Raw genomic sequence first — 18486 nt, 5'->3', positions numbered from 1 at the left:
TCCGGGCGGGGTGCGGCGGCGCCTTCGGGATGCGTCCGCGGTGGGCGAACGGCCCCAACAGGTGGAGCCTCAGGGAGAATTAAGTGGTGACCTTCGCGGACCAGTCACACTCACTGATGATCTGAAGCCGACGGGTTCCCGAGGTGTGCTGCGTACTGCTGCCCTTGCCGGTCTTGTCCAACTCGTTGACGAGCTTGTCCTCCTTGTCGAAAACAATGAAGTTGCCCTTGCCACCGACGGCGGCCATGGCCTTGGTGCAGTCGAACGTGTAGGACAGCGTCCACTCCTCGCCGACCTTGAACGCCTTCGTGTCCTTGGTTCCGGAGCCCGTGAGGGTGAGCACCGTGGTCGGCTCGGCCTTCTGCGTGGGTGCGGGATCCGCCGCGTGTGTGGCGGCGGGCGCCTCCTCGGACGCCTTGGCCGACGGTGAAGCCGGTGCGCTCGCGGCCGAGTCGGCCTTGTCGCTCTTGTCGTCACTCCCGCAGCCGGAGACAGCGGCGCCGATCACGACGACGGCGAGCAGGCCGCCGAACCCCCGCGTGGAGCGACCCTCCTTCTTCCTCTCGGCCGACCGCTGCCAGGCCGTCTCCGGGCCGTCCTTCGGACAAGGGTTGGACACCCTCATCCCCCCTCTTCGTCTGCAACTGCGAAACCCCCTGGCCCCGCATGGTGCCCACCGTGACCTTGAAGTCCTTCCCGCGATGCCCGGGCGGTGGGCCGGCGTTCTCCGGTGCCGTCCTCAAGGCAGGACGCAGTCCACGGCGCCGTGGTTACAAGGGCCGGGAGACTTCCGTCGTCGCAGGTCACAAACGAGACGATCTTGGCGAGGCCGGCGTGTCCGGGCTGCCCCGCAGGCGCGGGTACCGGGCAGCCCGGTGCGGGATCAGTCCTTGACGAGCGCCACGGTGCGGTGGCGTGTGGCGTGGATGTCCGGCAGCGGCAGGTTCCCGTGGGGGCGCAGTTCCACCAGGGCGACCTCCACGCGGGCCGGGCCGGGGGTGAGCCGGTCCGCCGTCACGGTGCCGGAGTTGTACCAGCGGTGGTAGGCGCCGTCGCACACGGCGCGGGTGCCGCCGATGCCGTAGCGGGTGGTCGAGGGTGCCTGGCTGATGGCGGCGCCGACGAAGACCGGGCCGCGTGTGTCGAAGCAGCGGTAGGTGCCGGAGACGATGATGGTGCCGTCCGCCGACAGATGGGCCGTCCGGCTGATGGTCACATGGTCGCCCGGAGCGGCGGTGGCGGGTGTGCTCAGCGCGAGCACGGCTGCCGCCGCCGCGCCGAAGGAGCCGAGTGCGGGACGCAGGGGCATGGAAGAACCTCCCGGGGTGGCTCTGGAACAGGGGCTTCCACTCGTACCCGGCGCCCTTGACGGCGCCCGTCACCCTCACTCTTCGGCGGCGCGTGCCGGTCGACCACTTGGCCGACAGCGCCCGATCAGCCGTCGCCCAGCACCGCGAAGCCGTCGAGTTCGACCAGGGCGCGTTCGTCCCACAGCCGTACGATCCCCACCACCGCCATCGCGGGATAGTCGCGGCCGGCCAACCGGCGCCACACGCGGCCGAGCGCGGCGGCGTGGAGGCGGTAGGCGGCGACGTCCGTGGTGTACACGGTGACTCTGGCCAGGTCCGAGGCGGTGCCGCCGGCCGCCGTGAGCGCGGTCAGCAGGTTGCTCAGCGCCCGCTCGAACTGCTCGGGCAGGGTCTCGCCGACCACCTTGCCGTCGGCGTCCAGTGCCGTCTGGCCCGCCAGGAACACCAGCCGTGAGCCGGTGGCGACCACCGCGTGCGAGAAGCCGGTGGGCGGGGACAGCGCGGGCGGGTTCACACGGTCGGCGGTCACCGGGTCTCCCCGTGCTCGCCCAGCCCCGCGTACAGCTCCTTCGCGATGATCCCCCGCTGCACTTCGCTCGCCCCTTCGTAGACCCGGGGAGCCCGCACCTCGCGGTAAAGGTGTTCGAGCAGGTGGCCGCGGCGCAGGGCGCGGGCGCCGTGGAGTTGGACGGCCGTGTCGACGACGTACTGCGCGGTCTCGGTGGCGAGCAGCTTCGCCATGGCGGCGCGTCCGGGGACGCCGGGGGCTCCCTCGTCGTACGCCGTCGCCGCCGCGTACACCATCAGGCGGGCCGCCTCCGTGCGCAGGGCCATCTCGGCGACCTGGTGGGCGACCGTCTGGAGGTCCCTCAGCTTGCCGCCGAAGGCGTCCCGGTGGGCGGTGTGGGCGAGCGTGGCGTCCAGCGCCGCCTGCGCCATGCCCACGGCGAAGGCGCCGACGCTCGGGCGGAACAGGTTGAGGGTGCCCATGGCCACCCGGAAGCCGCGGTCCCTCTCGCCGATCACGTCCTCGGCCGTGACGGGCACGCCGTCGAAGTCGAGCGCGCCGATGGGGTGCGGGGAGAGCATCTCCAGCGCGGTGCCGGTGAGGCCGGGGCGGTCGGCGGGCACCAGGAACGCGGTCACGCCCCGGGAGCCCGCGTCCGGTGTGGTGCGCGCGAAGACGGTGTAGAAGTCGGCCTCGGGGGCGTTGGAGATCCAGCACTTCTCGCCGGTGAGCCGCCAGCGGGAGGGTCCGTCCGGGCGGGCGGCCAGCGCCAGCGCCGCCGCGTCCGAGCCCGCGCCGGGCTCGCTCAGCGCGAAGGCCGCGACCGCGTCGCCGTCCGTCACCCGCGCCAGCCAGTGGGCGAGCTGGGCGGGGGTGCCGTGGGCGTGGACGGGGTGGGCGCCGAGGCCCTGAAGGGCGAGGGCGGTCTCGGCCTCGGTGCAGGCGTGCGCCAGGGACTCGCGCATGAGGCACAGCTCGAGGGCGCCGGAGCTGAACAGGCGCTCCAGCAGGCCGAGTCGGCCCAGTTCGGTGAGGAGCGCGCGGTTGACGCGGCCCGGCTCGCCCTTCTCGGCGAGCGGGCGCAGCCGGTCGGCGGACAGGGCGCGCAACTCGGCACACCAGGCCGCCTGTTCCGGTTCGAGCGAGAATGCGGGCATTCGCCGGTCCCCTCTCCCTCACGGTCGACCGGGGCACCTCCACCGTATCGCGTGCCATTGACTGTCGTCACCAACACGATACGCTCCTTGTGCGAGCCCACCACGACAAGGGGGCGAACGGCCGTGGACACCTTGGACTCCGGCAGGGACGGCACCGCGCGGCAGACCGCCTCGGCGCATGTCGACACCTTCGCGCGCGACCACCTGCCGCCCCCGGACCAGTGGCCCGAGCTCCGCTTCGAGCTGCCGGAACTGCGCTACCCCGACCGGCTCAACTGCGCCGCCGAGCTGCTGGACCGTCCCGACGCCGGGCGCCCGGCGTTCCGTACCGCCGCCGGTCGGACGTGGACCTACGGCGACCTGCGCGCCCGCGTCGACCGCATCGCACACGTGCTGACCGGCGACCTCGGTGTGGTCCCCGGCAACCGGGTGCTGCTGCGCGGCCCCACCACCCCCTGGCTGGCGGCCTGCTGGCTGGCCGTGCTCAAGGCGGGCGCGGTCGCCGTCACCGTGCTGGCCCACCAGCGTCCGCACGAGCTGCGCACGATGTGCGAGATCGCCCGGGTCCGGCACGCGCTGTGCGACGTCCGGGCGGTCGACGACCTGGCCAAGGCGGAGGTACCGGGACTCGTCGTCACGACGTACGGCGGCGACGCCCCCGACGACCTGCTGCGCCGTCCGGCGCCGGGTGTGCCGTACCGGGCCGTGGACACCGCCGCCGACGACGTCGCGCTCATCGCGTTCACCTCGGGGACCACCGGGCGGCCCAAGGGCTGCGTCCACTTCCACCGGGACGTGCTGGCCGTCGCGGACACCTTCTCCCGCCATGTGCTCCGACCGCGCGCGGACGACGTGTTCGCGGGCAGTCCCCCGCTCGGCTTCACCTTCGGGCTCGGCGGGCTCGTGGTCTTCCCGATGCGCGCCGGCGCCTGCGCCCTCCTGCTCGAACAGGCCCATCCGCGGGAGCTGTTGTCCGCGATCGCCGAGCACCGGGTGTCCGTGCTGTTCACCGCCCCCACCGCCTACCGCGCGATGCTCGACGCGCTCGACTCCCACGACGTCTCCTCGCTGCGGCGCTGTGTGTCCGCCGGGGAGAACCTGCCCGCGGCCACCTGGCACGCCTGGCACGAGCGGACCGGGCTGCGCATCGTCAACGGCATCGGCGCCACCGAGCTGCTGCACATCTTCATCTCGGCGGCGGACGACGACATCCGGCCCGGTACGACCGGGGTGCCCGTGCCGGGGTGGCACGCGCGCGTGCAGGACGAGCACGGCGAGCCGGTGCCGGACGGAGTGCCGGGGCTGCTCGCCGTCCAGGGGCCGGTCGGCTGCCGCTACCTCGCCGACCCGCGGCAGCGCGTGTACGTGCGGGACGGCTGGAACGTCACCGGCGACACCTACGTCCGCGAGCCCGACGGCTACTTCCGGTACGTGGCCCGCGCCGACGACATGATCATCTCGGCCGGGTACAACATCGCCGGTCCTGAGGTCGAGGACGCCCTGCTGCGCCACCCGGACGTGGTGGAGGCGGCGGTCGTCGGGCGGCCCGACGAGTTGCGCGGGCAGCTCGTGGTCGCCTACGCCGTCCTGCGGCAGGGCGCGGGCCGGGACCCGGAGGCGCTGCGCGCGTACCTCAAGGCGGAGCTGGCCCCGTACAAGTGCCCGCGCGAGATCGTCTTCCTGGACGCGCTGCCGCGCACGGCCACCGGCAAGCTCCAGCGGTTCCGGCTGCGCGCCGACGGCGTCCAGCGGTGACGGCGAACCGCGGTGACGGTCAACGGCCGTGCCGGCGAAACACAGTGACGGACAACGGCGGCGACCGCGCGGCGGTGCCGGTACTCGGCGGTGACCGCACGCGGCCCCGTCGGTGACCAGCCGTGACGGTGACCAGCAGTGATACCGACGACCTAAAATGATCAACGTGTCCGAGCAGCAGGCGCTACACGCCCCGAGGTCCCTCATCGTCACGCTCTACGGCGCGTACGGCCGCTTCGTGCCCGGCCCCGTGCCCGTCGCCGAGCTGATCCGGCTGCTGGCCGCCGTGGGGGTGGACGCGCCGTCCGTGCGCTCCTCGGTGTCGCGGCTCAAGCGGCGCGGGCTGCTGCTGCCCGCCCGTACGGCACAGGGCGCGGCGGGCTACGAACCGTCCGCGGAGGCCCGGCAGTTGCTCGACGACGGCGACCGCCGCATCTATGCCACGGCGCACCCCGGGGACGAGGACTGGGTGCTCGCCGTGTTCTCCGTGCCGGAGTCGGAGCGCAACAAGCGGCACGTGCTGCGTTCCCGGCTGTCCGGGCTCGGCTTCGGCACGGCGGCGCCCGGCGTGTGGATCGCCCCGGCCCGCCTGTACGAGGAGACCCGGCACACGCTGCGGCGGCTCGGCCTGGACCCGTACGTGGACTTCTTCCGCGGCGAGCACCTGGGCTTCACGCCGACCGCTCAGGCGGTCGGGCGGTGGTGGGACCTGGCCGCGATCGCCGCGCAGCACGAGGCGTTCCTCGACCGGCACGCGCGCGTGCTGCGCGCCTGGGAGAAGCGCGCGGACACCCCGCCGGAGGAGGCCTACCGCGACTACCTCCTCGCCCTGGACTCCTGGCGCCATCTGCCCTACGCCGACCCGGGACTGCCCGCGCGCCTGCTGCCCGCCGACTGGCCCGGCGCCCGCTCGGCCGCCGTCTTCCAGGGGCTGCACGAGCGGCTGCGGGACGCGGGCGCCGAGTTCGCCGGGCTCTGAGGCTCCGTGGCTCCGCGGCCCCGAGGCTCCGACAGCGCTCAACCCCCCAGTTGCAGGCGGGGCTTGGGCGCGTCGGTACGGCCGGTCTGCGGGCGGCGGCTGCCCGCCCGGTAGGGCGCGGGCCAGACGGCGGCCGGGCCCGCGTAGCCCTGCTCGGCGGCGGCGTGCAGGGTCCAGTGCGGGTCGTACAGGTGCGGGCGGGCCAGCGCGCACAGGTCCGTGCGCCCGGCCAGGATCAGGGAGTTGACGTCGTCCCAGGAGGAGATCGCGCCGACCGCGATCACCGGTACGCCCACCTCGTGGCGGATCCGGTCGGCGAACGGCGTCTGGTACGACCGCCCGAACTCGGGGTGTTCGTCGGCGACCACCTGTCCGGTCGACACGTCGATCGCGTCGGCACCGTGCGCGGCGAAGGCGCGGGCGATCTCCACGGCCTCGGCGGCACTCGTGCCGCCCTCGGCCCAGTCGGTGGCGGAGATCCGCACGGTCATCGGGCGATCCTCGGGCCACACTCCGCGTACGGCGTCGAAGACCTCCAGTGGGAAGCGCAGCCGCTTGTCCAGTGAGCCGCCGTAGGCGTCGGTGCGCCGGTTGGTCAGCGGAGAGAGGAACCCGGAGAGCAGATAGCCGTGGGCGCAGTGCAGTTCGAGCAGGTCGAAGCCGGCCCGGGCGGCACGCCGGGCGGCGGCGGTGAACTGCTCGCGGGCGTCGGTGAGCTGGGCCCGGGTGAGCGGGCGCGGGATCTGGCTGTCCGGCCGGTACGGCAGCGGGGAGGCGGCCACCAGCGGCCAGTTGCCCTCCGGCAGCGGTTCGTCGATGCCCTCCCACATCAGCCGGGTCGAGCCCTTGCGTCCGCTGTGGCCGAGTTGCACGCCGATCGCGGTGTCCGGGGCCTGTCCGTGCACGAAGTCGGTGATCCGCCGCCAGGCCTCGGCCTGCCCCGCGGTCCACAGGCCGGCGCAGCCCGGGGTGATCCGGCCCTCGGGGCCGACGCAGACCATCTCGGTCATCACCAGGCCCGCGCCGCCGAGCGCCCGGGCGCCCAGGTGGACGAGGTGGAAGTCGCCGGGGACGCCGTCGGTGGCCGAGTACATGTCCATGGGCGAGACGACGACCCGGTTGCGCAGGGTCAGTCCGCGCAGCCGGAACGGGGTGAACATGGGTGGCGTGCCGGGCGGGCAGCCGAACTCGCGCTCCACGGCGTCGGTGAAGCGGGGATCGCGCAGCCGGAGGTTGCCGTGGGTGACGCGGCGGCTGCGGGTGAGCAGGTTGAAGGCGAACTGGCGGGGCGGCTGGTCGAGGTAGCGGTCCAGGTTCTCGAACCACTCCAGGCTGGCCCGGGCCGCACGCTGGGTGGAGGCGACGACCGGTTTGCGCTCCTCCTCGTAGGCCGCGAGTGCCTCGGCCGGCGACGGTTGTTCGTCCAGGCAGGCGGCGAGCGCGAGGGCGTCCTCGACGGCGAGCTTGGTGCCGGAGCCGATGGAGAAGTGGGCGGTGTGGGCGGCGTCGCCGAGCAGCACGAGGTTGCCGTGCGTCCAGTGCTCGGTGACGACCGTGCGGAAGGTGGTCCACGCGGACTTGTTGGAGCGCAGCGGCCGCCCGCCGAGCGCGTCCGCGAAGATCTTGGCGCAGCGCTCGACGGACTCCTGCTCGTCCATGAGGTCGAAGCCGGCCGCGTGCCACACCTCCTCGCGCATCTCGACGATGACCGTGGAGGCGTCCGGCGCGTACGGATAGCCGTGCAGTTGCATCACGCCGTGCTCGGTCTCGGCGATCTCGAAGCGGAAGGCGTCGAGGGCGTGGTCGGCGGCCAGCCAGATGTAGCGGCAGCGGTGGCCGGTCACCCGGGGACGCAGGACGTGGGCGTAGGCCTCGCGGGTGGCGCTGTGCACGCCGTCGGCGGCGACGACCAGGTCGTACGTCCGTGTCAGGCGCTCGGGGTCCGGTGCCTCGGTGCGAAAGCGCAGGTCGACGCCGAGTGCGCGGCAGCGGTCGTGCAGGATGCGCAGCAGCCGCCGTCTGCCGAGCGCGGCGAAGCCGTGGCCGCCGGAGGTGTGCCGGACGCCCCGGTGCACGATGTCGATGTCGTCCCAGCGCACGAACTCCCGGCGCAGGGCCTCGTAGACCACCGGGTCGGCGTGTTCGATGCCGCCGAGCGTCTCGTCGGAGAGCACGACGCCGAACCCGAAGGTGTCGTCGGGCGCGTTGCGCTCCCAGACGGTGATCTCACGGGCCGGTTCGAGCCGTTTCAGCAGGGCCGCGGCGTACAGGCCGCCGGGTCCGCCGCCGATGACCGCGACCCTCATGGCACCGGTCACCCGCGGTCACCTCCCCCGCCACTTCGGCGGGCGCTTCTCGGTGAAGGCCGCGTGGAACTCGGCGTAGTCCTCGCCGTTCATCAGCAGGGCCTGGGTGGAGGCGTCCAGTTCGACCGCGGCGGACAGGGGCATGTCCAGTTCGGCGGTGAGCAGGGCCTTGGTCTGGGCGTGGGCGAGGGCGGGGCCGTCGGCCAGCCGGCGGGCCAGGGCCCGTGCGGCCTCGTCGGCGCTGCCCTCGTCGGTGAGGTGGCTGATCAGGCCGATCCGCTCGGCCTCGGCCGCCCGGACCGGCTCGCCGAGCATCAGCAGCCGGGTGGCGTGGCCGAGCCCGACCACGCGGGGCAGCAGATAGGCGGCGCCCATGTCGCCGCCGGACAGGCCGACGCGGGTGAAGAGGAAGGCGAACCGGGCGGTGGGGTCCGCGACCCGGAAGTCCGCGGCCAGCGCCAGGACCGCTCCCGCCCCGGCCGCCACCCCGTGCACCGCCGCGATCACCGGGAACGGGCACTCCCGTACGGCCCGCACGACCTGCCCGGTCATCCGGTTGAAGTCGACCAGCTCGGAGGTGTTCATGCTCAGGGTGGCGCCGATGATCTCGTCCACGTCGCCGCCGGAGCAGAAGCCGCGGCCCTCGCCGGCCAGTACCAGGGCGCGCACGGCCCGCTCGCGGGACAGTTCGGCGAGCAGGTCGCGCAGGTCGGCGTAGGCGCCGAAGGTGAGCGCGTTGAGCTTGTCGGGGCGGGCGAGGGTGACCGTGGCGACGCCGTCGGCGCGCTCGACGCGCAGATGGCGCCAGTGGGAGGTGCGCTCGGTGGAGCCGGTGAAGGGACTCATGACGTAGGGCCTCCTCGGGGGGACTGCCACGCACCGCCGCCGCGGCGGCTCGGCTCACCCCACCGAAGTTATCACCTGTTCATGACTGTCGTCACGAGTGCGCGATACATGTGCGTGCGCGGCACCGGCGGTCCCGGAGCCGAGGCCGCCTCAAGATCGCGTGGCGGGCCCCCGTACCATTCCCCTCGTCGAAAGCGGGACAACCTGGTGCTGATCACCGGGGCGCCCCCCGCCCCGAAACGGACCCACCTTGCCCGAGCCCCCTTCGGCCCCGGCCCACCCGTCGCCCGGCCACCGCCCCTCCCGGAGGCACTTCGTGCCGCCCCACCCGTCCTGGCGCGTCGCGCTGCCGCACTCGGCGGCCGCCGTGCCGGTGGCCCGCGCCCTGGTCCGTGCGGCGCTGACCGAGCTGGAGGACACGGCCGACAGCGACACCGCGGAGCTGCTCACCGCGGAACTCGTCGCGAACGCGGTGGAGCACGCCGCGGGCCGGGGCCCGATAGAGCTGGTGGTGGAGCTGCTGCCGACCGGCTGCCACGTCGAGGTGCACGACCCGGACCCGGACCCGCCCGGCGCCCTGACCCGGCCGGGCCTCGCGGCCCCGGACCCCTGGCAGGAGCACGGGCGGGGCCTGCTGCTGATCCGCACCCTCAGCTCCGCCTGCGGGCACCGCCGGACCGCCTCGGGCAAGGCGGTGTGGTTCAGACTGTCCGCGACTCCGCCGCGGCCGCGCCCGGCGTGACCTCCGCAGCCCCGGCCTGCGCCGCCAGCCGGGAGTGCCGGCGTCCGTAGCCGGCGTACACCAGCAGGCCGACCACGAGGAAGCCGGCGAACTGGATCCAGGTCGTCCAGCCGGTCTCGTACATCAGGTACAGGGAGCAGCCGACGCCGAGCACCGGCAGCACCGGGTAGAGCGGCACCCGGAAGGTGCGGGCGAGGCCCGGCTCGCGGCGGCGCAGCGTGATCACGGTGATGTTGACGACGCCCATGATGGCGAGGGTGCCGATGGTGCACAGGTTGACCACGACGTCCAGCGACGCGAACGCCGCGGGGATCGCGAAGACCACGCCGACGATCAGGGTGCCGGCGACGGGCACCGAGGCGCGCGGCGAGACCCTCTGCAGGACGGGCGGCACGAGGCCGTCGCGGGACATCGACATCAGGATGCGGGACTGGGCGTACGTCACGGTCAGCACCACGGAGGCGATGGCGACGACCGCGCCGAAGGCGATCACGGCGCCGCCGACCGTGGAGCCGGTGACGGTGTTGACGACGTACGACAGGGCCGCGGGCCGGCCGCCGACCTGGTCGCCGCCGATGGCACCGATCGCGGCGAGCGCGACCGCGCAGTACAGCAGGGTGACCAGGCCGATGCAGACGAGGATCGCGACGGGGATGTCCCGGCGGGGGTTCCTGGCCTCCTCACCGGCCGTCGTGATCGCGTCGAAGCCGATGTAGGAGAAGAACGCGGCCGTGGTGCCCGCGCCGATGCCGCCGAGGCCGGCCGGCGAGAACGGGGTGAGGTTGCCGTGCCGGAAGGCGGAGAAGCCGATGACGCAGAAGGCGACGAGGATGGCGAGCTTGAGCACGGCCATCGCGGCGGTCGCCCGGGCGCTCTCGCGCACTCCGCGCACCAGCAGCAGGCAGGCCATGGCGATGACGAGGACGGCCGGGACGTTGACGATCCCGCCGTCGCCGGGTCCTGCGGACAGGGCGGCCGGCAGCTGCCATCCGGTGAGGCTGTGCAGGAGTTCGTTGACGTACTGGCTCCAGCCGACGGCGACGGCGGAGATGGAGATGCCGTACTCGAGGAGCAGGCACCAGCCGACGAGGAATGCGGTGGTCTCGCCGATGCCCGCGTAGGCGAAGGAGTACGAGGATCCGGAGACGGGGATCGCGCCGCCGAGCTCGGCGAACGAGAAGGCGGTGAACACGCAGGTGATCGCGGCCAGCACGAAGGAGACGACGACGGCGGGACCGGCCTGGGCGACCGAGTCGGACAGGCCGACGAAGATGCCGGTGCCGACGATCGCGCCGATGCCGAAGCAGACGAGCTGGAACAGGCCCATCGTGCGCTTGAGGCCGTGGCCCGCACGGTCGGCGCCGGACTCGGCGACGAGGAGGGCCGGGGACTTGATGCGGGGAGCGGACATGCGGGGGTGGTGCTCGTTTCTGGTGGTGCGGGGCGACCCGGGTGGGGGTCACGACGGCCGCGGAAGGGGGTGGTTCCGCGACCGGCGGTCGGACATGCGGGCGTTACGGAGGGTCAGGCCAGGGTGGCGACCATGATCGCCTTGATGGTGTGCAGCCGGTTCTCCGCCTCGTCGAAGACGACCGAGTGGGCCGACTCGAAGACCTCGTCGGTCACCTCGAGGGAGGTGCGGCCGTGGCGCTCGTGGATCTCACGGCCGACCTCGGTGCCGAGGTCGTGGAAGGCGGGCAGGCAGTGCAGGAACCTCACGTCCGGGTTGCCGGTGGCGCGCAGCACGTCCATCGTCACCGCGTACGGGGCCAGGGCCTCGATCCGCTCGTCCCAGGCCTCCTTGGGCTCCCCCATGGAGACCCAGACGTCGGTGGCGACGAAGTCGGCGCCGCGCACGCCCTCCTCCAGGGACTCGGTGAGGGTGATGCGCGCGCCGCTGGAGGCGGCCAACTCACGGGCCCGGTCGACGATCCCCTGGGCGGGCCAGTAGCTCTTGGGGGCGACGAGCCGTACGTCCATGCCGAGCAGGGCGCCGGTGACCAGGTAGGAGTTGCCCATGTTGAAGCGGGCGTCGCCGAGGTAGGCGAAGGCGATCTCCGGCAGCGGGCTGGCGCAGTGCTCGGTCATGGTGAGCACGTCGGCGAGCATCTGCGTGGGGTGCCAGTCGTCGGTGAGCCCGTTGTAGACGGGGACGCCGGCGTGCGCGGCGAGCTCCTCGACGGTGTCCTGGCTGTCGCCCCGGTACTCGATCGCGTCGAACATGCGGCCGAGGACGCGGGCGGTGTCCTTCACGGACTCCTTGTGCCCGATCTGCGAGCCGGACGGATCGAGGTACGTCGTCGAGGCGCCCTGGTCGGCGGCGGCCACCTCGAACGCGCAGCGGGTGCGCGTCGAGGTCTTCTCGAAGATCAGCGCGATGTTGCGGCCCCGCAGGTACTGCGTCTCGGCGCCGGCCCGCTTGGCGGCCTTGAGCTCGGCGGCCAGCTCCACCAGGCCGCGGAACTCCTCCGCGGTGAAGTCCAGCTCCTTGAGGAAGTGGCGGCCGGCGAAGCCGGTCGGGACGTGCACCATCGGGGGGCTCCTGGGGACGGGTGGAAGGGATGCGGACTATGGAAGTCTATACGATGTTCCACATTTATATACGGGCCCTCGCCGGGTCCGGGATGCGAACCGTCCCGGTCTGTTGAACTCTGGGAGTCGTGGCCCGGTCCCGCACTCCTGCGCCGGCTCGGCCGCCGGGACCCGCAGGGCGTCCGTGTCACCCGAGGATGCCAGGCGCGACTCTCTGCCCGATCGAGGTGGTACCCGTGGATCTCAGGATGTCGGTCGAAGCCCGGGAAGAGTTCCTCGCAGGTCTCCACGTGGGAATCCTGGGGGTGAACGAACCTCGTGGCAAGGGCGGACCCCTGCTGGTCCCGCTCTGGTACTCCTACCGGCCCGGTGGGCCGGTGACGATCGAGACCGGGCGCAAGACGCTGAAGGCCCGCCTCGTCCGCGAGGCCGGCCGGTTCAGCCTCTGCGTGCAGGACGAGTCGGCCCCGTACCGCTATGTGAGCGTGGAGGGGCCAGTGGTGGGCGTCGAGGATCCGGTGCCCCCGGCCGAGCACGAGGCGCTGGCCCACCGCTATCTGGACGCGGACACCGCCACGGCGTACCTGGCGGCCAACCAGGGGCAACTGGTCGACGACATCTTCATCCGCATGCGGCCCGAGCGGTGGAGGACGGCCGACTTCTCCGCCTTCGCCGCGGAGTTCGACGGCTAGTCCTCCACTCCTCCGTTGGTCCTCTAGTCCTCCGTGCGGCAGGTGGTTCACGTGCGGCACAGACGGGACATCCCATGGTCACTGACTCGATGAGGCTTCCGGCAGCGCCGGCGTGGAACGCGGAGGCGGTGCGGCACCCGCGCGATCGCTGTCTGCACGAGCTGTTCGACGCCCAGGCCGCGCTGCGCCCGCGGGCGACCGCCTCCGTACAGCACGGCCGCGGCATGAGCTACGGCGAGCTGAAGGACCGCTCCGACGCGCTGGCCGCCCGGCTGCTCGCCTCCGGGGTGCGGCGCGGCGACGGGGTCGGCGTGTGCGGGGGCCGGTCGCCGGAGGCGCTGATCGCCTTCCTGGGCATCCTCAAGACCGGTGCTGCGTACGTCCCGCTCGACGACGCCTCCCCGCCCGGGCGGCTCCAGGCGATGGCGGAAGACGCCGGGGTGCACACCGTGGTGACGCTGCCCGGCAGTGTGTGCCGGATCCGGCGGGTGCGCACCCGCATCGCCCTGGACGGGTCGGCGCCGGCCGCGCCGGCCGCGCTCCCGAGGACCGAGGCGCGTCCCGGGGACTGCGCGTACGTGATGTTCACTTCCGGCTCGACCGGCCGTCCCAAACCCGTGGCGGTCCCGCACTGCGGCGTGGTCCGGCTGGCCGCCTCCGACCTGGTGTGGCAGCGGCCGCGCCCCGGTGAGCGGGTGCTGCACGCCTACGGCCTGTCCTCGGACGCCTCCACGATCGAGATCTGGTCCCCGCTGCTCGCCGGGGCCTGCGTGGTGATCGCCGACCAGGAGGAACTGCTGTCCCCGGCCGCCCTGGAGTCCCGGCTGCTGTCCGAACGGGTCAGCATCGCCTATCTGACCACCGGGGTGTTCCACCACATCGGGCGCACCAGGCCGTCGGCCCTGCGGTCCCTGCGGTTCGCCTCGGCGGGCGGCGAGGCGATGGACCCGGAGCTGGCCCGCGCGATCGTGGCGGCCTGCCCGGACACCACCGTGGTCAACTTCTACGGTCCGACCGAGAACAGCGTCGTCTCCACCGCGCACCTGGTGGACGGACTGCCGCCCGGCGCGACGGCGGTGCCGATCGGCCGGCCGCTGGAGAACTCCACCTGCTACGTCGTACGGGCGGACGGCACCCTCGCGGACGTCGGCGAGGAGGGCGAACTCCTCGTCGGCGGGGACGGGCTCGCACTGGGCTACCTCGGCGATCCCGCGCTGACCGCCGAGCGCTTCGTGGACAACCGCTTCGAGCCCGGTACGCGCCTGTACCGCACCGGTGACCGGGTGGTCCGGCGCGCGGACGGCGTCCTCGAGTACCGGGCACGGGTGGACCGGCAGATCAAACTGCGCGGCCACCGCATCGAGCCCGACGAGGTGGAGGCGCGGTTGCGGGCGGACGACGCGGTCGGCGAGGCCGTCGTCGAACTGGAGGGCGACACCCTGGTCGGGTACGTGACTCCGGCCCGGCCCGGCCGTGCGCTGCCGCTGGACCGCATCCGCGCGGGTCTCACCGCGTGGCTGCCCGCGGCCGCGGTGCCTGCCCGGCTGGTGGAGGTCGGGCGGTTCCCGGTGACCTCGGGGGGCAAGGTCGACCGCCGCCGGCTGCGCCTGCTGGCGGCCACGGGCGCGGCCACCGCCCCGGCGCCCGGGCGGCGCCCGGAACCGGGCCCGCAGGAGTCGACGGCGCGGGTGTGGCAGGTGGTACTGGGCGTGCGTCCGGCGCCCGGGGACAGCTTCTTCGACCTCGGCGGCGACTCCCTGCTCGCGGCCGAGGCCGTCACCCGCACACTGGCCGCCTTCGGCCTGGACGCCCGCAACGGCCGCACCCTGGTCCACAGTCTGCTGCGCTCCCCCACCCTGGAGGACTTCACCGCCGCCGTCGCCGCCCTCACCTCGGTCGAGGACCGGCGGACCCGGGCGGCCCCCGACGCCGGCACCGTCGACTTCGGCGCGGAGGCGCGGCTGGGCTTCGCCCTGCCGTCGCCGCGCGGTCCGGAACCGGACTGGCACCGCCCCCGGGAGGTGCTGCTGACCGGCGCCTCCGGCTTCCTCGGCGCCTTCCTGCTCGACCGGCTGCTGCGTCGCACCGGCGCCCGCGTGCACTGCCCGGTACGCGGCCGGGACGCCGCGCACGCCCGGCAGAAGGTGCTGCGGAACCTGGCCCGCTTCGGCCTCGCCGGCACGGACGCCGCCGACCGCGTCGTGTGCTTCCCCGCGGACCTCGCCGAGCCCGGCCTCGGCCTGGAGCCGGGCCGCGCCGAGGAGCTGGCCGCCTCCCTCGACCTGGTGCTCCACGCCGCCGCCCAGGTCAACTTCCTCTACCCGTACGAGGCGTTGCGCGGCGCCAACGTGGAGGGCACCCGGCAGCTCGTCGGCCTGGCGGCCGAACGTGCCGTGCCCGTGCACTTCTTCTCCACCATCGCGGTGCTGGCCGGCTTCGGCACCGCCGGTGTGCGGCACGTCGACGAGGACCTGCCGCTCGACCACGCCGACCGGCTCACCATGGGCTACGCCGAGAGCAAGTGGGTGGCCGAGGAGGTGCTGCGCGAGGCCGCCGGCCAGGGCCTGCCGGTGGCGGTGCACCGGCCGTACGAGATCACCGGTGACCGGCGCACCGGCGCGTGCAACACCGACACCGCGATCTGCTCACTGTTCAAGACGATCACCGAGACCCGTCTCGCCCCCGACATCCCGCTGCCGCTGGACTTCGTCCCGGTGGACTTCCTGACCGAGGCGGTGGTGCACATCGCCACCGCGCACCGCACCACCCACCGGACCTACCACCTCACCAACCCCCGCCCGGCGAGCCTGCGCGACATGCTCGACCGGATGGACGCGGGCGGCCACCGGATCCGGCGGCTGCCCTACGAGGAGTGGGTGGACGAACTCGTCCGCCATGTCGCACGGCACCCCACGAGCCCCACCGCCCCGTTCGTCTCCCTGTGCGTGGACCGCTGCAAGCAGGCGGACATGTCCGTCAAGGAGATGTACTTCGAGGGCACCTTCCCGTCCGTGGGGCGGGCCAACGTCGAGCACGACCTGGCCGGCACGGGCCTGCGCTGCCCGCCCGTCGACGCGGAACTGCTGGACCGCTACCTGGAGTACTTCTACGCCACCGGCTACATCGAGCGCCCGTAGCCGAACACCCGTAGCCCACGCCGGAGGAGCCAGCATGACCCCACAGTCACCCGGCACCCGGGCGCCAGGACCCGGGGCGGACGTCCTGGACTTCCCGCTCCCGCCACCGGGCACCATGGGGCCGCCCGAGACGTGTGCGCGGCTGCGCGAGAGCCGTCCCGTGGCCAGGGTCGGACTGCTGATGGACGCGACCGCCTGGTACGTCACCCGGTACGAGGACGTCCGGGCGCTGCTCGCCGACCCCCGGCTGATCAGGCCGACGATCAACGACTGGCCGCCCCGCCCCGGCCCGTCCACCGACGACGGGCCGCGCCTGGTCACCATGGCGGAACTGGACGGCCCCCGGCACCTGGCGCTGCGCAGGTCCGTGGCCTCGGCGTTCAGCTCCGGAGCCGTCCGGGCCCGGCTGCCGCGCATCCGCGCACTCGCCGAACGGCTGCTGGCCGAGTTCGAGGAAGACGGCCCTCCCGGCGACCTGGTGGCCGGATTCACCGATCCGTTCCCGCTGCTCGTGCTGTGCGACCTCGTGGGGATCCCCTGGCAGGACCGGGACTGGTTCCTGCCGGTCCTGGACGCGGCCCTCGGCGGCATGGTGACCGCTGAGCAGGGACGCAGGGTCACCGACCTGCTGCGCGCGTACGTGGCCGAGCTGATCGCGCGGAAGCGGAGCCGGCCCGGCGACGACGTCCTGACCCCGCTGGTCCGCCAGTGCGAGGACGGGACGCTGACCGACGAGGAGGTGACGGCCTTCGGCCTCTCCATGCTCACGGTCGGCTTCGGGATCAGCTCCTTCTTCCTGGCCGACTCGGTGCACACCCTTCTGGGCCGGCCGGACCAGTGGGCCCGGCTGCGCGACCACCGCGACCTCATGCCCGGCGCGGTGGAGGAACTCCTGCGGTACATGCCCGTGATGAACGGCACCGTGCTGCTGCTGGCCACCGAGGACATCGAGGTGGGCGGGCAGACCGTGCGACGGGGCGAGGCCGTCATCCCCGTGCTGGCCTCCGCCAACCGCGACGGGAGCGTGTTCGCCGACGCGGCCCGGCTCGACCTGTGCCGCGCGGACAACCCCCACCTCTCCTTCGGCCGGGGAACCCACAACTGCGTCGGCGCCCACCTGGCGCGCGCCGAACTGACCGTCGGACTCGAGGCGTTGCTCGACCGCTTCCCACGACTGCGCCCGGCCGAGGGGCAACATCCCGTCTGGGACGACCAGTCCGTCACCAAGTCACCGCTGACCCTCCCGGTCGGCTGGTGAGCCCGCCCGCAGGCACCAGGGGAGGTCTCCCGTGAACACCACACCGGAACCCGTCGTCGACGCGCCCGGCGTGCCCGGCGTGCCCGTTATCGAGCTGCCCCTCCCGCCCCCGGGCACCATGGGCCCGCCCGAGGAGTACCACCGGCTGCGCCGGGAGTGCCCCCTGGCCAGGGTCAGGCTGCCGATGGGAGCCACCGCCTGGTACGCCACCCGCTACGAGGACGTCAGGGAACTGATCGCCGACGCCCGGCTGATCAGGCCGAGCATCACCGACTGGCCGCCCCGCCCCGGCCATGTGCCCGGTGACGAGCCGGGCCTGATCACGATGATGGAACTGGAGGGCCCCCGGCACGCCGCGCTGCGCAGGGCCCTGAGCGGGCCGTTCAGCGTCCGGTCCGTGCGGAGCCGGCTGCCGCGCGTGCGGCGGTCGGCCGACCGGCTGCTCGATCCGTTCGTCGACAGCGACCGGCCCGGCGATCTGGTCGTCCGGTTCCTCGAGCCCTTCCCCGTCATGGTGATGTGCGATCTCGTCGGCATCCCCTACGAGGACAGCGACTACTTCCTGCCCAGGGCGGACGCCGCGCTCGGGGCCATCCTCACACTGGCGGAGGGCCGCGAGGCCACCTCCCAACTGCGCGAGTACATCACCGCGTTGCTCGACCAGAAGCGACGCGAGCCCGGCGACGACATGCTCACCCTGCTGGTCCAGGCGTGCGAGCGCGGCGCCCTGGACCACGAGAGCGCGGTGAGCTTCGGACTGTCCATGCTGGTCGCCGGCTACCGCACGAGCACCATGTTCCTGGCCGACGCGGTGCTGACCCTGCTGACCCGGCCCGGCGCGTACGCGCACCTGCGCGACCACCGCGCCCTCATGCCGGGCGCGGTGGAGGAACTCCTGCGCTATGTGCCGGTGATGAACGGCGTCGTCGTCCTCCAGGCCGTCGAGGACATCGAGCTGCACGGCCGGACCATCCGCGCCGGCGACGCCGTGCTGCCCGTGCTCGCCGCGGCCAACCGCGACGAGCGCGTGTTCACCGACGCCGACGGGCTCGACCTGTGCCGCGCGGACAACCCCCACCTCACCTTCGGCCGCGGGGCGCACCACTGCATCGGCGCCCACCTGGCCCGCGCCCAGATGACCGTGTGCCTGGAGGCGCTGTTCGACCGGCTCCCGAACCTGCGCCTGGCCGAGGGCCACGACCCCATCTGGGAGGACGACTCACCGAGCAAGTCGCCCCTCACCCTGCCGGTCACCTGGTGAGCC

General features: G+C 73.3%; 15 protein-coding genes. 7 read left to right on the top strand and 8 right to left on the bottom strand.

Translation table 11 applies throughout. The features are described from left to right. Window positions 1-79 precede the first annotated feature (79 nt). From ACIHCX_RS05700 to ACIHCX_RS05685, 4 genes are all read right to left on the bottom strand, one after another. A complete protein-coding gene (locus tag ACIHCX_RS05700; protein WP_400026927.1) occupies window positions 80-619 on the bottom strand; it encodes a hypothetical protein in 540 nt (179 codons plus the stop codon). Between the two features lie 264 nt (window positions 620-883). Further along, window positions 884-1309 (bottom strand): DUF6299 family protein, encoded by a 426-nt coding sequence (locus tag ACIHCX_RS05695; protein ID WP_400026925.1) that lies wholly within the window; start codon window positions 1307-1309, stop codon window positions 884-886. Between the two features lie 125 nt (window positions 1310-1434). Then, the gene (locus ACIHCX_RS05690) at window positions 1435-1839 is read right to left on the bottom strand and encodes a RidA family protein (RefSeq protein WP_400026923.1); all 405 of its coding nucleotides are present in this window, start codon (window positions 1837-1839) and stop codon (window positions 1435-1437) included. Continuing rightward, window positions 1836-2975 (bottom strand): acyl-CoA dehydrogenase family protein, encoded by a 1140-nt coding sequence (locus ACIHCX_RS05685; protein WP_400026921.1) that lies wholly within the window; start codon window positions 2973-2975, stop codon window positions 1836-1838. The genes ACIHCX_RS05690 and ACIHCX_RS05685 overlap by 4 nt, the downstream gene beginning before the upstream one ends. A gap of 123 nt (window positions 2976-3098) precedes the next feature. Between ACIHCX_RS05685 and ACIHCX_RS05680 the strand changes: the two genes are divergently transcribed. Next, window positions 3099-4730 (top strand): AMP-binding protein, encoded by a 1632-nt coding sequence (locus ACIHCX_RS05680; RefSeq protein ID WP_400026919.1) that lies wholly within the window; start codon window positions 3099-3101, stop codon window positions 4728-4730. Between the two features lie 157 nt (window positions 4731-4887). Further along, window positions 4888-5709, top strand: a complete 822-nt coding sequence (locus ACIHCX_RS05675) for a PaaX family transcriptional regulator C-terminal domain-containing protein (RefSeq protein WP_400026917.1) — start codon at window positions 4888-4890, stop codon at window positions 5707-5709. 38 nt (window positions 5710-5747) lie between these two features. On the opposite strand, the gene ACIHCX_RS05670 is transcribed toward ACIHCX_RS05675, so the two are convergent. Further along, window positions 5748-8015, bottom strand: a complete 2268-nt coding sequence (locus ACIHCX_RS05670) for a bifunctional salicylyl-CoA 5-hydroxylase/oxidoreductase (protein WP_400027690.1) — start codon at window positions 8013-8015, stop codon at window positions 5748-5750. A gap of 18 nt (window positions 8016-8033) precedes the next feature. Then, window positions 8034-8861, bottom strand: a complete 828-nt coding sequence (locus ACIHCX_RS05665; protein WP_400026915.1) for an enoyl-CoA hydratase family protein — start codon at window positions 8859-8861, stop codon at window positions 8034-8036. Between the two features lie 316 nt (window positions 8862-9177). Between ACIHCX_RS05665 and ACIHCX_RS05660 the strand changes: the two genes are divergently transcribed. Continuing rightward, window positions 9178-9603, top strand: a complete 426-nt coding sequence (locus ACIHCX_RS05660) for an ATP-binding protein (RefSeq protein WP_400026913.1) — start codon at window positions 9178-9180, stop codon at window positions 9601-9603. On the opposite strand, the gene ACIHCX_RS05655 is transcribed toward ACIHCX_RS05660, so the two are convergent. Both ACIHCX_RS05655 and argF read right to left on the bottom strand, forming a co-directional pair. Continuing rightward, window positions 9563-11014: an amino acid permease gene (locus ACIHCX_RS05655; RefSeq protein ID WP_400026911.1), complete on the bottom strand. Its 1452-nt coding sequence runs from the start codon at window positions 11012-11014 to the stop codon at window positions 9563-9565. The genes ACIHCX_RS05660 and ACIHCX_RS05655 overlap by 41 nt on opposite strands. Window positions 11015-11127: 113 nt before the next feature. After that, entirely contained in the window at window positions 11128-12135 is a 1008-nt protein-coding gene (argF, locus tag ACIHCX_RS05650; protein ID WP_400026909.1) for an ornithine carbamoyltransferase, read from the bottom strand. A 197-nt stretch (window positions 12136-12332) separates the two neighbouring features. Between argF and ACIHCX_RS05645 the strand changes: the two genes are divergently transcribed. From ACIHCX_RS05645 to ACIHCX_RS05630, 4 genes are all read left to right on the top strand, one after another. Continuing rightward, the gene (locus ACIHCX_RS05645; RefSeq protein ID WP_400026907.1) at window positions 12333-12827 is read left to right on the top strand and encodes a pyridoxamine 5'-phosphate oxidase family protein; all 495 of its coding nucleotides are present in this window, start codon (window positions 12333-12335) and stop codon (window positions 12825-12827) included. Window positions 12828-12916: 89 nt separating this feature from the next. Further along, the gene (locus ACIHCX_RS05640; RefSeq protein WP_400026905.1) at window positions 12917-15964 is read left to right on the top strand and encodes an amino acid adenylation domain-containing protein; all 3048 of its coding nucleotides are present in this window, start codon (window positions 12917-12919) and stop codon (window positions 15962-15964) included. Window positions 15965-15998: 34 nt separating this feature from the next. Next, window positions 15999-17222, top strand: coding sequence for a cytochrome P450 (locus ACIHCX_RS05635; RefSeq protein WP_400026903.1), 1224 nt, complete (start codon window positions 15999-16001; stop codon window positions 17220-17222). A 31-nt stretch (window positions 17223-17253) separates the two neighbouring features. Continuing rightward, entirely contained in the window at window positions 17254-18483 is a 1230-nt protein-coding gene (locus ACIHCX_RS05630) for a cytochrome P450 (RefSeq protein WP_400026901.1), read from the top strand. Window positions 18484-18486 lie beyond the last annotated feature (3 nt).

It is taken from the genome of Streptomyces sp. NPDC052043, assembly GCF_044548235.1.
In the GTDB taxonomy this organism is placed as follows: Bacteria; Actinomycetota; Actinomycetes; order Streptomycetales; family Streptomycetaceae; genus Streptomyces.
The sequence above is the reverse complement of the archived record's forward strand: the minus strand, read 5'-3'. Positions and strand labels throughout refer to the sequence as shown.